We start from the raw sequence: 13,988 nt of genomic DNA on the forward strand, positions 1-13,988 counted from the left end.
GGCTGCTGACCCCCGGGACTGCGATCTTCGGCGCAGACCTGGCGATCGGCTAGACCCGCCCCCGACGACGACCGCGGGTCCGGAGGCTGTCAGCCTCCGGACCCGCGGTCGTTCGTGACACTTACGTGGATCTCGACCCGCTTCGCGGGTTCGCAAGCTCACCCGCTGCGCTCGCTCGATCCCTTCGCGTTGCGACTCGCGACTTCGTCGCGGGTCGCAGGCTCAGGCATCAACCAGGGTGCGGTCGTCCGAGGCAGCGTGGGCGCCACCGTTGGGCCTGCGACCGCGCAGCACCAGCCACAGGCCGATCAGCAGGAACAGCAGGCCGGCGACGACGCCGCCGACGGGGATCCAGGTGCCGATCAGGTCGAGCTTGGAGATGTTGGCCTCGGCGTCCTCGGCGTTCTTGGAGACGGTCTCGTCGGTGTAGCTCATCTCGGCGTCGATGAGCTCGAGGCCGGTGCTGGTGACCATCTTCTGGGTCGCGCTCTGGTCGATGTAGGAACCGGTGGTCGGCTCGACGTAGATCGTCTGGGTGGCCTCGTAGGAACCGCGGACGTCGTCGTCGGTGCCCGGCTCGCCGTCCTCGCCCTTGGACAGGATCTCGTCGTCGGAGGAGGCGGAGACCTCGAACTGGTAGGTCTTCACGCCCTCGATGTCGACGTCGTCGACGTAGGTGGCGACGACGGTCCTACCGAGCGTGTCGTCCCAGTACTCGTAGTCGTGACGATCGGTGCCGAACGGGAACTTGCCGGCCAGGCCGCTCATGTTCGCGACGGCCTTGTCCTCACCGACGTACTTCGCCTGGTCCTCGACGACCTCGGAGGTCTTGCGGTCCATGGCGTAGGCGCGCTCGGTCGTCGTCACCACGCGAGGGTCCTCCTCGGCGCGGGCACAGTCGGGTGTGTCGCCCTCCTGGACCATGATGCAGCCGGCCTCGACGAAGACGACGACGTCGTCGGTCGAGTCCTTCGGGGCGGCCTCGGTCGTCCGGGTGTACTTCACCGGGACCGGGTCGTCCGACTTGGCCAGCGCACCGCTGGCCGTGCCCTCGAGCACGGTCGTGGTGTTGACGTTGAGCGGCACGGTCGCCGCGGCGTCCCTGCCCCAGAAGCCGGCAACCCCAGCAGCGACCAGCGCAAACGCGCCGATCAGCAAGAAGACGTAACCAATCACTCTTCGCATGTTCTATGCCCCTCCCAAGGCCTGAGTCCCCCTCGATCCGCCGAACCGTAGCAGCAATACCCGGGCAGGTGTGCAACGGGTCACAAACCGCTGTGCGACACTTCGTCCTCGTGTCACTCCCCCACCCCACCCCCGCCGCCGACGGCGAGGCCGGCGCCCCCGCGAGCGCCGCTGACGCCGGCCTGCTGGCGACCCCCGGGAAGGTCGTCGCGGTCGCGCTCGCCATGATCACGGCACAGCTGGCGTTCCGAGCCTGGGCGCTGAGCGGGTCGTGGTACCGCTTCGACGACGCCAACTTCATGTCCAAGCTGATGTCCGACGGGCTCTCGGCGGACCTTATCTTCAACGGCTTCGCCGGGCACCTGATGCCGGGCGCGTTCGCGCTGACGGCGTTCAACTTCGGTCTCGACCCGTACGAGTGGGCCTACCCGGCCATCGAGCTGCTGGTGCTGCAGGCGATCGCCAGCCTCGGCGCGCTGGTGTTCCTCTGCTCCGCGTTCGGACGCCGCCGTGGCATCCTGCCACCGCTGGCCCTTTTCCTCTTCAGCTCGATCAGCCTGCCGGCGTTCCTGTCCTGGGGCCCCGGCATCACCCAGATGCCCTTCCTCGCCGCGATCTTCTGGGGGTCGTGGGCCCATCTCAACTACCTGCGCTCGCGGCGGTTCGGCTGGGCGCTGCTGACCATGCTGATCACCCTCGCCGCCGTCGCCTTCGGCGAGAAGGCGATGCTGCTGTTCTGGCCGTACGCCGTGCTGGCTCTGGGCTGGTTCGCGAGCGGCGACATCGTGAGCCGGATGCGGACGATCGCGGGACGCTACCTGCCCGGTGTGCTGCTCTACAGCGTGGTCGCGATCGGCTCCGGGGTCGCCTACCTCACCCTCGGCGCAGGCTCCTCGACGGGATCCGGCAGCTCCAACGCCAACGGTTTCGCGCTGGTCACCCAGCGATTCCTGCTGGAGTCGTGGGCGCCCGGCGTGGTCGGCGGGCCGCTGCGCTGGACATGGCTCGAGGGCAACTCGGCCGGCTGGGCTGAGCCCGGCACCGTGGTCTCGGTTCTGGCCGTCGCTCTGCTGGCGCTGCTGACCTACGAGCTCGGCCGGACCCGCACGACCGCGCTACGTGCGTGGTGGCTGGTCGGCGGCATCCTCGTCCTCGACATCGCTCTGATCACCGCCATCCGGGCCGGCAGCGTCGGCGCCGACATCGCGCTCGCCTACCGCTACCTCACCGACACCATCGCCGTCACCGCGATGGCCCTCGCACTCGCCACGCTGCCGCTGCGCGGGGCGGTGGAGACGCTCGCCTCGACGCGTACCTCGCCCTTCCTCGACGTCCCGAAGCGGGTCGCGGTCGCCACGGCGGTCGTCACGGCGCTGGGACTCTTCTCGTCCTACTCCTACGCCCAGGGCTGGCACGAGGACAACAGCACCCGGAACTACATGGACACGGTCCGCGCCGACCTGGCCGAGGTCGACGAGCCGCTGCCGATGGCCGACGGACCGGTGCCCCAGTGGATGATCTGGGGCGCGTCGTATCCCTACAACCAGGTGAGCCGAGTTCTCCGGCCGCTGTCGGACAAGATGGACTTCCCACAGGTCAGCACCGACAACCTCTACCTGGTCGACGAGGACGGTCACGTCCGGCCTGCGGCGGTCGATCCCGAGCGCCGCTCGGTCGGTGCCGACCAGACCTCGAGCCCGGACGAGTGTCAGACACGGGTGGGCCCGACGCCGCTCGAGGTGGGCCTCGACGGTGGCGTCGCCGGTGCCGGTTGGTGGATCCGGGTCGCTTACGTCGCCGGCCCCGAGGAAGTGGGTCGGATGCGCGTGACCACGGGCGACCATTCCTACGAGGTGGAGGTCGAGACCGGCTTCCGCAGCCTCTACCTGCGCACGGTTGAGGGCCGGTTCGAAGCTGTCAGCTTCCAGAGCCTCACACCCGGGGCGACCCCATGCGTCAGCGACATCGAGGTCGGCGAAGTGGTGCCGTACGGCGACCCGATCTCGGCTGCGGAGGGAGGCGGCTGATGACTGCCCCAATCGAAGTCCGAAGCGACCTGGACCGCCGGTTCCTCACCCTCGACGCACTGCGCGCCGTCGGGGCGCTGATGGTCGTGCTGACCCATGTCGGGTTCCAGACCGGTCGCTATCCGCAGGGCTGGACCGGCGCGATGCTGGCCCACTTCGACCTCGGGGTGGCGCTCTTCTTCGTGGTCTCCGGGTTCCTGCTGGCCAGGCCGTGGTTCGCGGCCAGCGCCGCCGGTGCCGCTTCACCGAGCACCGGGCGATACCTGTGGAAGCGTGCACTACGGATCCTGCCGCTCTACTGGGTTGTCGTCACCGTCTGCCTCCTCGTCGTCCCCGAGAACTCCGACGCTGACGTCGGCGACTGGATCGCCAACCTGACCCTGACCCAGATCTATGTCGAGGACTCGCACCCCCACGGCCTGGCGCACATGTGGAGCCTCTCCACCGAGGTCGCCTTCTACCTCGCCCTGCCGCTGGTGGTGCGGCTGCTGACGCCACGGGACCGCTTCGACCTCCGCCGCGTGCTCGTCGTGTCGCTGCTCCTCACCGTCGGCGGCGTGGTCTTCGCCGGCGGCGCCCGGACCTGGTTCGACCAGCCGTTCGCGGCGGAGTGGCTGCCGGCGTACCTGCCGTGGTTCCTGGGCGGCACCACGCTCGCGGCCTGCTCGGTCGACCCGGGTCTGCGCGCGCGCCTGGACGCCGCGGCGCGCGACCTGGTCGGCTGGTGGCTGCTGGCGCTGGGGCTCTTCGTCGCCGCCTGCACGCCGATCACCGGCCCCACCATGTTGGTCGATGCACCCACGCCGGCCGAGTCGGCACTCAAGTGCGTGCTCTACGGCGCGATCGCGGTCTGCGTCGTCTTCCCGCTGGTCTTCGGACCCGAGCTCGAGGGGCCGGTACGCCGTTGGCTGGCAGGTCCGGTGCCCAGCGCGCTGGGCGCGATCTCCTACGGCATCTTCGCGATGCACATGTTCGTGCTGCTGATGGGGATCGAGCTGCTCGGCCTGGGCACCTTCAACGACCGTTTCTGGACCGTGCTGGGGATGACCCTCGTGGTCACCATCCCGCTCGCGACGCTGTCCTACCTCTTCCTCGAGCGCCCGATCATGCGGCTGCGCGGCTGGCGTGCCTCCGCGCCTGATCGCGGCGCTGCCGAGGCGGCCGCCGCGACCAGCACGACGGCGACCAGGGAGAACGCCTGAGCCGTCCAGGCGGGCGGGTCCCAGGGCAGGTCCCAGGTGGCCGGGAGGATCTCGACGGCCAGGGCTCCGGCGAGCAGCGCCGCCCCCGACCCGGCGGCCAGCAGCCGTACGACACCCGGCCGGCGTCCGGTCAGCCGCGGCAGCAACCAGGCCACCACAGCGGCCAGCGCCCCCCACCAACCCGCGAGCAGACCAGCCACGAGCACCAGCAGCCCACCGTCGTACCAGCGCCATGGTGCGGCGACGGGGAAGAGCTCCAGGCTCGGCAGGGCGCCTCGACGCCGCCACGAGGTCGCCATCGCGAGCATCAGGACCAGCGCCGCTCCGCCCGCACCGGCGAGCAGTCCGGCGCGGTAGGTCTCATCGGGGGCGTAGCCGAAACGTACCTCTCCCCCGGCACCGGCGGGAACGATCCAGCCCTGCTGCCAGCCGTCGACCCGCTGGGCGCGGAGGACCTCACCGTCCAGGGTCGCGGTGGCACCGGGGTTGATGTTCTGCGGGAGCACCAGGACCCGGTCATGGGTCTCCGCGGTGACCGTCGCCGAGACCGCCGCGTCGCGCTCGTCGCGCTCCACTTCGACCGCGGCCGGGGGCTCCACGTCCGCGATCACGTCCGCGCTGAGCTCGAGGCTGTCGACACGTAGCGCTGCTCCCGGATCCGCGAGCAGCGTGTTCTCCCCGGCGGCGAGGGCGACCGGGGCGGTGCCGCAGACCACCAACGGCACCGCGGCACCGCGCAGCAGGTCGGAGAGCGACCCGTTCACCGACGTACGCAGCACCCGCTCGTCGACACGGATCGTGGGGCCGTCGGCGCAGCCGGCGCGGAGCCGCCCGTCGCCGAGCGGCCGATCGTTGACCCTGAGCTCGGAGATGCCGGCGGGCAGCTCGGTCGCGTCGGCCATGCTCGAGGGCTGGTCGAAGGCGGCGTCGGTCTCGGTGATCTGGATCCGGAGCCGGTCGGTGCGCCAGCCGCGGGGGAGCTCGATGAGGCCGTCGTCGTCGACCGCGCGAGTCACGGTGCGTTTCGGGCGACGCAGGTCGGTGACCTCGACCTCCGTCGGGATGCTGACCGGGGCGGCCTCGTCGACGATGAGCCGAAGCGACCTGACCGGCTGGCGTCTCGGCAGCTCGAGGCTCACCGTGGCCGGACCGGTCGAGGGCGCCCGCCAGGAGGTGCCCTCGTCGCCGTCGGCCATCGCGAGCGCCGACTGCGCGATGTCCCCGCTGCTCGGCGCGGTGATGCCGATACCGGCCAGGTCGGCGGCCGCCGCGGCGTAGGAGTGGTCCCGGCGCAGCGACACCGTCCCGGTGACGTCGAAGGACTGTCCGCGGGTGAGGGTGATGAGGCGGTCCAGGACGTCGCCGTCCTCGCCGCTGCCGGCCAGGAACGGCTCACAGTAGAGCACGCCCTTGTGGTCCGCGCTTCGCGCGGTGGCTCCCTCGCTCGTCGCGATACAGCCGCTGCGGTCGGTGTCGCGCCCGAGCCGGATCTTGCGGATAGTGGCGTCGTCCGGCGGCTCGGGAAGCGCGATCAGGCGCTGCGCGTCGACGCCCTCGATGTCGAGCTCGCTGATCCCCCAAGGCCCGTGGGCGGTGGCCCCGCGTGCGGTGACGGTGAGGTTGCGTGCTCTGGAGCCGGTGAGGTCGTACGTCGCCGACTCCCCCGGCAGCGGCGCGTCGACCTTCCGCAGCTGCGCCCCGGCGACGAGCTCCAGCTGCTTGACACCGACCACGTTCTCGGGGACCGAGACGGTGACCTTACCGAGGTCGATCTCGTCCTCGAACCGGACCCGGAGCCAGGCGCCCTCGGGAGTGAGCCCCCACCCGGTCTCGGTGCGCCACTGGGTCTGCGGGTCGTCGTCGAGGGCCGCCGAGGGCGCTTGGCCGCGATCGACCGGGACCTCCACCGGCGTCGCCGCCGAGCTCGAGGCCTCGACGGCCTCGACGCCGCGCCAGACCAGAGTGCTCTGCCAGCGTTCCTGGTCCTCCAGGTATCGGTGGAAGCTCTCCGGTTTGTCGGAGTCGACGCCCTCCTCGGCGGTGCGGGTCGCCGAGGAGTTGGCACGGACGCCGGAGAAGATGGTCGTACGCCGCCGCTGACCGTCGGTCAGGATGACGTCGGCCTTCTCCTCCGACTCACGGGTGTCGTCGGCGGTCAGCACCGCCGGCGCCCCGCTGGCGGGCTCGCCGGGGTCGCCCATCACGGTCGTCCTGGCCGGGATCAGGGTCGCGCCGCTGGCCGCGTCGTCGACCTCGTAGATCTCGATCGGGGCGTACTCCCCCGCCAAGCCGCCGTCGACGAGCACCCGGGTGCCCTTCTCGCGGTGATAGGTAGTGTTGCCGAACTCGGTGCCGAAGCTCGCCTCGCGGGTCAGACCGGGTGACTGGTCGAGGGTGGCGTGCACCAGCGACGGCGGCGGGGCGCCGGTCGTTCCCCAGTGCAGGTCGTTGCGCACCAGCAGGCGGGTCACGCCGGCTTTCGCCAGCATCGGGGCGAGATCCGCGCTCGGGACGCCGCGCTCGAGCTCCTCGGTGACCCGGTCGAGCCAGACGACGTTGCCGGGCTCGGCCAGCGGCACCACGCCGCGTACCGCCCAGCGAAAGTCGGCGTAGGGCTGCAGCACCTCGTCGTGGGTGCTGCCCCACAGGTAGTCGCCGAACCGGGCGGCCGGGACCACCAGCGTCACGCCGCCGTCGTCGTTCTCGGAGAGGTGGTCGGCCGCGTCGGTCCAGAACTCCGGGACGCGCTCGATCGAGCCGGGCGGCGGCACCTGGCCACGTACCCAGGGCACCGCCAGACCGGCCAGCGAGGCGACCACGGCGATGACGAACACGGTTCTGAGCCACTGCGCGGTCCTGGTCACGCGCGGCCGGGCGAGGATGGTCTCGACCGTGAGCACGACCCCGGCGGCGAGGCCGAGACGGAGCACGGCGTCGTACTTGTGACTGTTGCGCACCGCCGCCAGGGCACCGTCGACCAGATCCTGACGGGCTTCGGCTCCCCAGCCGGCCAGCGCGCCGGTGTAGCCGATCCCGACGAGGACGGCGCCGGCCAGCACGCAGCCGACCAGGAACCTGCTCTCAGGATGCCTGCGTCCGCGGCCGAGCCCGGCCAGCCCGGCCAGCGCGATCGCGACGACCGCGGCCGCGTCGAGCACCAGGTAGGGGGTGGCGTGCAGGCTCTGTCCGGCAGGGTAGTAGACCGGGTCGGCGTAGGCGACCCAGTCGGACGTGCCGAGCAGAGTCGGCAGCAGACCGGTGGTCGTCGCGGTCACCGAGGCGGTCTCGATGTAGTCGAGGAAGGGTGGGATGAAGCGGGCCTGGAGGACCAGCGGGATGGTCCACCACAAGGTGGCGAGGATCGTCAGCACGCACCACAGGCCGAGCACCCAGAAGCGCCTCGCGCCGGTGCGGGTCAGCAGGAACACCACCCCCGGGACCAGCACCGCCGAGACCGCGGTCGCGTTGACGCCGCCGGCGCAGGCGACCGCGAGGGCGGCCAGCGCGCACCAGCGCAGCAGGTCCCTCGTCGTGGTGGTGCCGCTGGCCCGGATGACGGCGAGCAGCACCCACGGCGCGATCGCGGTCGGCCACAGCTCGACCGAGTTGGCTCCGAGGATGGTCATCACCCGTGGCGTGAGGACGTACGCCGCCGCCCCCGCCACCTGCGCCCAGGGCCGCCCCAGCCGCAGCTCGCGGGCGACCATCAGAACGCCGAGGAAGGCGAGGTTGAGCAGCAGCGCCCACCACAGCCGCTGGATCACCCACTCCGGCAGGTGGGCCAGCTGGCCGAGGCCGTAGAACGGCCCCATCGGCCACAGATAGCCGATCGCCTGGTTCTGCACCTGGCCGAAGGCGCCCTGGGCGTCCCACATGTTCAGCGCCCGGGCCAGGAAGGCCCACGGGTCGGCGCTCAGGTCGAACTTGGTGTCTGCGACGATCCGGCCCGGGGCCTGGGTGAAGGTGATCGCGGTCAGGATCGCGACGTACGCCGTGATCCTCAGGGGGGAGGTGGCCGAAGGGCCTCTCACGTCCTGCGGAGCACGAGCAGGAGGTTCCATGAGAACACCTCCCTCACCACCGGCACCCGCATCAGCCACGCCGCCCACCATGGGTGGTAGCGCGGAACCGCAGCCAGGATCTCGGCGTTGCCCGCCCGGCGCTGGGCGCGCGCCCAGCGCAGCCCGGCGGAGGCGGTCGCTGCGTACATCGACTCGCCGAACCTGTTCTTGGGCTCATGACCGTGCTTGCGCTGGTAGCGACGGCGGGCGTACCGGCCGCCGAGCAGGTGCCACGGGCTGGTCTCGTGGCCGCCCCAGGGGCCCCACCACAGCGTGTAGGAGCAGAAGACGACGCCACCGGGCTTGGTCACCCGGAGCATCTCGTCGAGCATGGCTGTCGGGGTCGGGACGTGCTCGAGCACGTTGGAGGAGTAGCAGGCGTCGACCGAGCCGGTGCGGACCGGCAGCCGCATCCCGTCGCCGAGCATGCTGCCCTCGGCGACGATCCCGGCGCCCTGCATCTCACCGGCGTCGGCGTCGAGCGCGAGGTAGGTCGCGCCCGCCTTCATGAAGGCGTCGCGGAAGTAGCCCGGGCCGCCGCCGACGTCGAGCAGGACGGTGCCCTCGAGAGTCTCTCCAGCCGTGTAATGGGCCAGCTGGCCCACCGAGTCCGCGGCGAGCGCGGTGTAGAACCGCGCGGGATCGGTCTGCTCCACGCGGAAGTCGTTGAAGAGGCGTACGGAGCGCCGAAGCGTCGCCCTCCAGCCGCTGCCGGCCGGGGCATCGGGCTGGGCCCCGCTCCGGGGGTCGAGAAGGTTCGACACGGCGGGAACCCTAACCGATTACCCCAGAGGGTGTGCATTCGGTCACGATCTGTCCTACTCTCCAGTAACGGTGTTGAGGGACACCGGTCGCGCAACCCCTGGGGAGGGAGCGCTCGGCAGCGGGGTAACTGCGAGATCCAGGGGAGCACCGATTTTGCGCGCCAACGACGGAGCGCGGCTGAACGCATGCCATGTGGCGGTCTTCAGCTGGCGCGACACCGACAACCCTGAAGCCGGTGGGGCAGAGCACTACCTCCACCAGATCACCGCGGGCCTGGTGAGTGCCGGGGCGCGGGTGACGGTCTTCACCGCCGCCTACCCGGGCGCGCGTGCCCGCGAGGAGCGAGACGGCGTCCGTTACGTACGCCGCGGCGGCAAGCTCAGCATCTACCTGTGGGGCGTGCTCCTGCTGGCGCTGGGCCGGATGGGCCCGATCGGTCGCGTCGACGCGGTCATCGACGTGCAGAACGGGCTCCCGTTCTTCACGCCACTCGGCACCCGGGCACCGGTCGCGGTGCTCGTCCACCACGTCCACCGCGAGCAGTGGCCGGTGGTCTACCCGGGGCTCTCCGGGCGGATCGGATGGTGGGTCGAGTCCTGGCTGGCGCCCCGGCTCTACCGCCGCAAGCAGTACGTCGCGGTCTCCCGCGCCACCCGCGCCGAGCTGGCGACGCTCGGCGTCGACCCTGCCCGGGTCGCGGTCGTGCACAACGGCGCCGCGGCCCCGCTGCGCGACCGGCCGGCGAAGACCGAGCACCCCTCCGTCTGCGTCGTCGGGCGGTTGGTGCCGCACAAGCGGGTCGAGCTCGCGGTCGACGCGGCGATGGCGCTGCGGGCGACCTACCCGGACCTTCGGCTCACGATCGTCGGGGACGGCTGGTGGGCCGATGAGCTGGCGGCGTACGTCTCCCGGGTGGGGGGCGACGACTTCGTCGAGATGCTGGGGCATGTCGACGAGGAGACCAAGGAGGCGGTCTACGAGCGGTCCTGGCTGATGGCGCTGCCGTCGCTGAAGGAGGGCTGGGGCCTGGTCGTCACCGAGGCCGCGCAGCACGGCACCCCGACGGTCGCCTTCCGCGACGCGGGCGGCACGACGGAGTCGATCGACGACGGCGAGTCCGGGATCCTGGTCGACGACCAGGCCGGGTTCGTGGCCGCGCTCGGCGACCTCCTCGGTGACGAGATCCGTCGCAAGGAGCTGGCCGAGGGTGCCCGCTGGCACGCCCGCAAGCACACCTGGGAGCAGAGCCAGCTCAACTTCAACGCCGTGCTCGCCTCGGCGCTGCAGGGGCGCGTCGTCGGCGCGGACTGACCGCCGTCGACAGCTGTCGACAGATGTAGAAGGGGCCCGGCGGATAACCGCCGGGCCCCTTCTCAGCTCTGACTTGCTCAGTCGCTGGTGCCGTACTGAATCGTCGACTCAGAGACGGTCGGAGGATTCTTGACGGTGTTGTCCGTGCTGCTGCTGACGACTCCGACGACAGTCGCTGCGGCGACGCCGCCGCCCACAAGAATGCTGGCGACGATGGCGATGATGTTGCCCATGAATATGTGACCTCCCTCTCCTAGTCGCGAACCCTAGCAGTCCGCCGGCGAGCCATACTGATCAGTAGCAGAACTGTTGACGTTGTGGCAACGAGCCATACCAGGACGTACGCCGCCCATGCCCCGGTCGCTGCCACGAGCGTCGCCGGGTGGGTGGCGTGCCCTGTCACTGCGTCGCTCTCCTCGGGCAGCCGCTGCAGGAGCAGCCCGCCGTCGTCGAAGACCACCTCACCAGCCACGCGGGGGGCCTCGCCCGCGGTGCGGTCGGTGATGGCGTACCCGATCCCGAGGCGTCTCAGCGCGCTCGCCCGCGCCTGTGGGTCCGCTGCCGTGAGGGCCTCGGCGGCCGAGCTCGCCCGCCGGTCCTCACCCGGGATCGTGGTGCCACCGATGACGAGGTCGCCGTCGGTCACGCTCGGTCTGGGCAGCATCCGCGGCAGCGGGTCGAGGACGGGGCGGTGTGCGTTCCACGCCGGGGCGCGGTAGGCGGACCAGGGCAGGACGAGCACGTCGCCGGGCGCCGACTCCTGCGCCAGCGTCGAGCCGGCGTGCTGCCACTGCGCCGGATAGTCGGCTGCGCCGATCCCGCCCGCCAGACCCCAGGCGGCATCGGGAAGCACCGCGACCGGCGCGACGGCGACGACGACCGCGGCCGCCCATCGCGGCGCGGTGCCGCGCAGCCTCTCCCCCAGGGCGTCGACACCGGCTGCGGCGGTCAGGATCAGCAGGGGCAGACAGAGCGGGAGCAGGCGGCTGCTGTCCCGGATCAGGGCCAGGCCGGGGACCTCCTGGGCGAGGGCGTCGAGCGCTTGCGGTGCGGCCCAGCCAGCGACCGCGAGGCCGAGACCGGTGGCCCACAGCCCGAGGATCGGGATCCGCTGCTCGTCGTTCGTCCACCATCTGCGGAGCCCGGCGACGGCCAGTGTCACCAGAAGCGCCAAGGCGGCCCAGGCCAGCCAGCCGTCGCGGCTCGCGGGGACGACCGAGGTGTTCCAGATCCCGGCGAGGGAGAGTGCGGCCAGCGGGGCGGGCAGGGCGTCGCCGCGCAGCGCGAAGACCTCGAACCCGGACGCCGCGGCCGCCTGGGAGCTGTGGGTGAGCCCGGTGACGAGCCACGGCGCGTTGACGGCTGCCACCGCGGCGACCAGCAGGCCCGGTCGCCGACCGGGCCGCAGGCCGGTGGCGAGCAGCACAGCTCCCGCGACGAGACCCGCGCTCGCGCTCAGGCTGCCGGCGATGAGGACGGGCAGCATCCACACCGGGCTCGGTCCGCCCGCTGCTCGACGGCGGCCGGCGACCACGAGCCAGGGCACGGCGGCATAGGCCAGCAGCATCGGCCAGTGACCCATCCAGAGCCGCTCGGCAGCGTACGGGCTCCAGACCGTCAGGCTCACCACCGCCAGCCGCGCGGGGAGCGAGCGATCGCGCACCAGCTCCGCCGCCCCCGCCCCGGCGGCCACCAGCGCACCCACCAGGACGAGCTTCTGCAGGGCGAGACCCGGCACGACCTCGTCCAGCACCGCGACCACCGCGTCCGAGGGCACCGCCCGCGGCAGCCCCGACCCGAGCCCGAGCACGTCGCGCGTCAGCGTCAGGTCGGGCACCCACACCATGTCGTAGGTCAGCACGAACCCCGGCCCCAGCGCCGGTCCCAGCATCAGCACCGCGAGCACGCCCGCCCACACCGTAGGCACCACCCGCTCGCTCACGCGATCGTTCACTCGCTGGCGCTCGCTCACGCGGCCACCCTAAGCCCAACGTGCCGAGACGTCGGTCACGTCGTCCGAGACGTCAATTGTGGCGATCGAGTTCCGCTGCTGGGCGGATGCCGGTGCCGGCATGTGGCCGCTCTCGTCCTAGTCTTTCCAGGTGCCCACGATGACCGCCAGCCCGATCAGCGCCCGCCGGCGCAGGCTGTCCGCGCTCATCCGCAGCAGCGGATTCCTCGCGGTCTGCATCATGGTCACCAACATCGCGACCTACGGCTTCCAGATCATCGCCGCCCGGATCCTCGGCCCCAGCCAGTACGGCGGCGTGGCGTCGATGATGTCGCTGCTCCTCGTCGTCGGCGTGGTCCAGCTCGGGATGCAGGCGACGGCGTCGCGCCGGGTGACCGGGACGCCCGGCCAGGAGCGCGCCATCGAGCAGACGGTGCTGCGCGCGACCTACCGGGCGGCGATCGTCGTCGGTGTGGTCATGCTCGTCGCCTCGCCGCTGGTCTGGCGGGTGCTGCGGCTGGACTCGATCTATCCGGCTCTGCTGGTCGCCGTCTGCGCCGTGCCGCTGACCATCATGGGCGGTCAGGCCGGGGTGCTGCAGGGCGAGCGGCGCTGGCTCAGCCTGGCGATGGTCTACCTGGCTCTCGGCATCCCCCGGCTGGTGGTCACCACCGCGGCGATGTGGATCCGTCCCACCGAGGGTGCCGCCATGGCCGGGGTGGCGCTGGCCCAGTTCGCCCCGGCGATCGTCGGCTGGTGGGTGCTGCGGCGGCGTACGCCTCCTGCCGGGGCGATCGGCCCGGTGAAGCCCGTCGTCGTCGAGATGCTGCACGGCTCGTTCGCGCTGCTGGGCTTCTTCGCCCTCTCCAACGTCGACATCCTGATCGCCCGCAACGTCCTCTCCGACCACGTCTCCGGCCTGTACGCAGGTGGCCTGATCCTCACCAAGGCGGTGCTCTTCCTCCCGCAGTTCGTGGTGATCATCGCCTTCCCCTCGATGTCGGCCGAGTCCAGCCGCCGCTCCGCGCTGCTCAGGTCGCTGGCGCTGGTCGGCGGGCTCGGCGCGTGCGCGATCGCGGGCTCCTGGCTGCTGTCGTGGCTCGCGATGATCTTCATCGGCGGCCCCGACTACGCCGAGATCCAGGATCTGCTCTGGGTCTTCGCGATCCTCGGCATGGTGCTCTCCGTGCTCCAGCTGCTCGTCTACTCGGTCCTGGCCCGGCGCAGCCGGCTCTCGGCGTACCTCCTCTGGATCGCCGTAGTCGCCGTCCTCGTCCTCGGCGCGACACAGACCACCGTCGCGGGCCTGGTCTGGACGGTCCTCAGCGTCGACGCCGCCCTCGCCGCCGTCCTCCTGACCGTCACCTTCTGGCGCCTCAGCCAGACCCCGACCGGCCGAGACGTCACTTAGGTCGGCCGAGTTGGCACCCGGATGCCAACTCGGCCGACCGCGGTGACGTCTCGGCCGGCGCGGGTGACGGCTCGG

8 protein-coding genes and 1 pseudogene are annotated in these 13,988 nt (G+C 71.5%); 4 read left to right on the plus strand and 5 right to left on the minus strand.

The window, feature by feature from the left end:
* Positions 1–222 precede the first annotated feature (222 nt).
* Positions 223–1,185, minus strand: coding sequence for a cell envelope lipid trafficking protein PgfA (gene pgfA / locus H5T77_RS24040; RefSeq protein WP_292653134.1), 963 nt, complete (start codon positions 1,183–1,185; stop codon positions 223–225).
* A gap of 110 nt (positions 1,186–1,295) precedes the next feature.
* On the opposite strand from pgfA, the gene H5T77_RS24045 reads away from it, so the two are divergent.
* Positions 1,296–3,212, plus strand: a complete 1,917-nt coding sequence (locus tag H5T77_RS24045; protein WP_292653135.1) for a hypothetical protein — start codon at positions 1,296–1,298, stop codon at positions 3,210–3,212.
* A complete protein-coding gene (locus tag H5T77_RS24050) occupies positions 3,212–4,414 on the plus strand; it encodes an acyltransferase family protein (RefSeq protein ID WP_292653136.1) in 1,203 nt (400 codons plus the stop codon). The genes H5T77_RS24045 and H5T77_RS24050 overlap by 1 nt, the downstream gene beginning before the upstream one ends.
* An 860-nt stretch (positions 4,415–5,274) precedes the next feature.
* Here H5T77_RS24050 and H5T77_RS25805 read toward each other — a convergent pair.
* Both H5T77_RS25805 and H5T77_RS24060 read right to left on the minus strand, forming a co-directional pair.
* Positions 5,275–8,526 (minus strand): annotated as a pseudogene (locus H5T77_RS25805) (alpha-(1->3)-arabinofuranosyltransferase domain-containing protein); the annotation flags it as partial.
* Positions 8,442–9,239, minus strand: coding sequence for a class I SAM-dependent methyltransferase (locus tag H5T77_RS24060; protein ID WP_292653137.1), 798 nt, complete (start codon positions 9,237–9,239; stop codon positions 8,442–8,444). The pseudogene H5T77_RS25805 and the gene H5T77_RS24060, both read right to left, overlap by 85 nt.
* Before the next feature lie 193 nt (positions 9,240–9,432).
* Between H5T77_RS24060 and H5T77_RS24065 the strand changes: the two genes are divergently transcribed.
* Positions 9,433–10,551: a glycosyltransferase family 4 protein gene (locus H5T77_RS24065; protein WP_292653138.1), complete on the plus strand. Its 1,119-nt coding sequence runs from the start codon at positions 9,433–9,435 to the stop codon at positions 10,549–10,551.
* Positions 10,552–10,628: 77 nt separating this feature from the next.
* Here the strand turns inward: H5T77_RS24065 and H5T77_RS24070 are convergent, their stop codons facing one another.
* Together H5T77_RS24070 and H5T77_RS24075 are read right to left on the minus strand one after the other, a co-directional pair.
* A complete protein-coding gene (locus tag H5T77_RS24070; protein WP_292653139.1) occupies positions 10,629–10,784 on the minus strand; it encodes a hypothetical protein in 156 nt (51 codons plus the stop codon).
* Between the two features lie 20 nt (positions 10,785–10,804).
* Positions 10,805–12,523, minus strand: a complete 1,719-nt coding sequence (locus H5T77_RS24075) for an MmpA family trehalose lipid delivery protein (protein ID WP_292653140.1) — start codon at positions 12,521–12,523, stop codon at positions 10,805–10,807.
* Between the two features lie 139 nt (positions 12,524–12,662).
* On the opposite strand from H5T77_RS24075, the gene H5T77_RS24080 reads away from it, so the two are divergent.
* A complete protein-coding gene (locus H5T77_RS24080; protein WP_292653141.1) occupies positions 12,663–13,913 on the plus strand; it encodes a lipopolysaccharide biosynthesis protein in 1,251 nt (416 codons plus the stop codon).
* Positions 13,914–13,988 lie beyond the last annotated feature (75 nt).

Source organism: Nocardioides sp. (assembly GCF_014360585.1).
Taxonomy (GTDB): Bacteria; Actinomycetota; Actinomycetes; order Propionibacteriales; family Nocardioidaceae; genus Nocardioides.

Bases quoted from the DNA above. Each gene is read 5' to 3' on its own strand.
- pgfA (WP_292653134.1), bottom strand. From the start codon at position 1,185: ATGCGAAGAGTGATTGGTTACGTCTTCTTGCTGATCGGCGCGTTTGCG.
- H5T77_RS24050 (WP_292653136.1), top strand. From the start codon at position 3,212: ATGACTGCCCCAATCGAAGTCCGAAGCGACCTGGACCGCCGGTTCCTC.
- H5T77_RS24070 (WP_292653139.1), bottom strand. From the start codon at position 10,784: ATGGGCAACATCATCGCCATCGTCGCCAGCATTCTTGTGGGCGGCGGC.
- H5T77_RS24080 (WP_292653141.1), top strand. From the start codon at position 12,663: ATGACCGCCAGCCCGATCAGCGCCCGCCGGCGCAGGCTGTCCGCGCTC.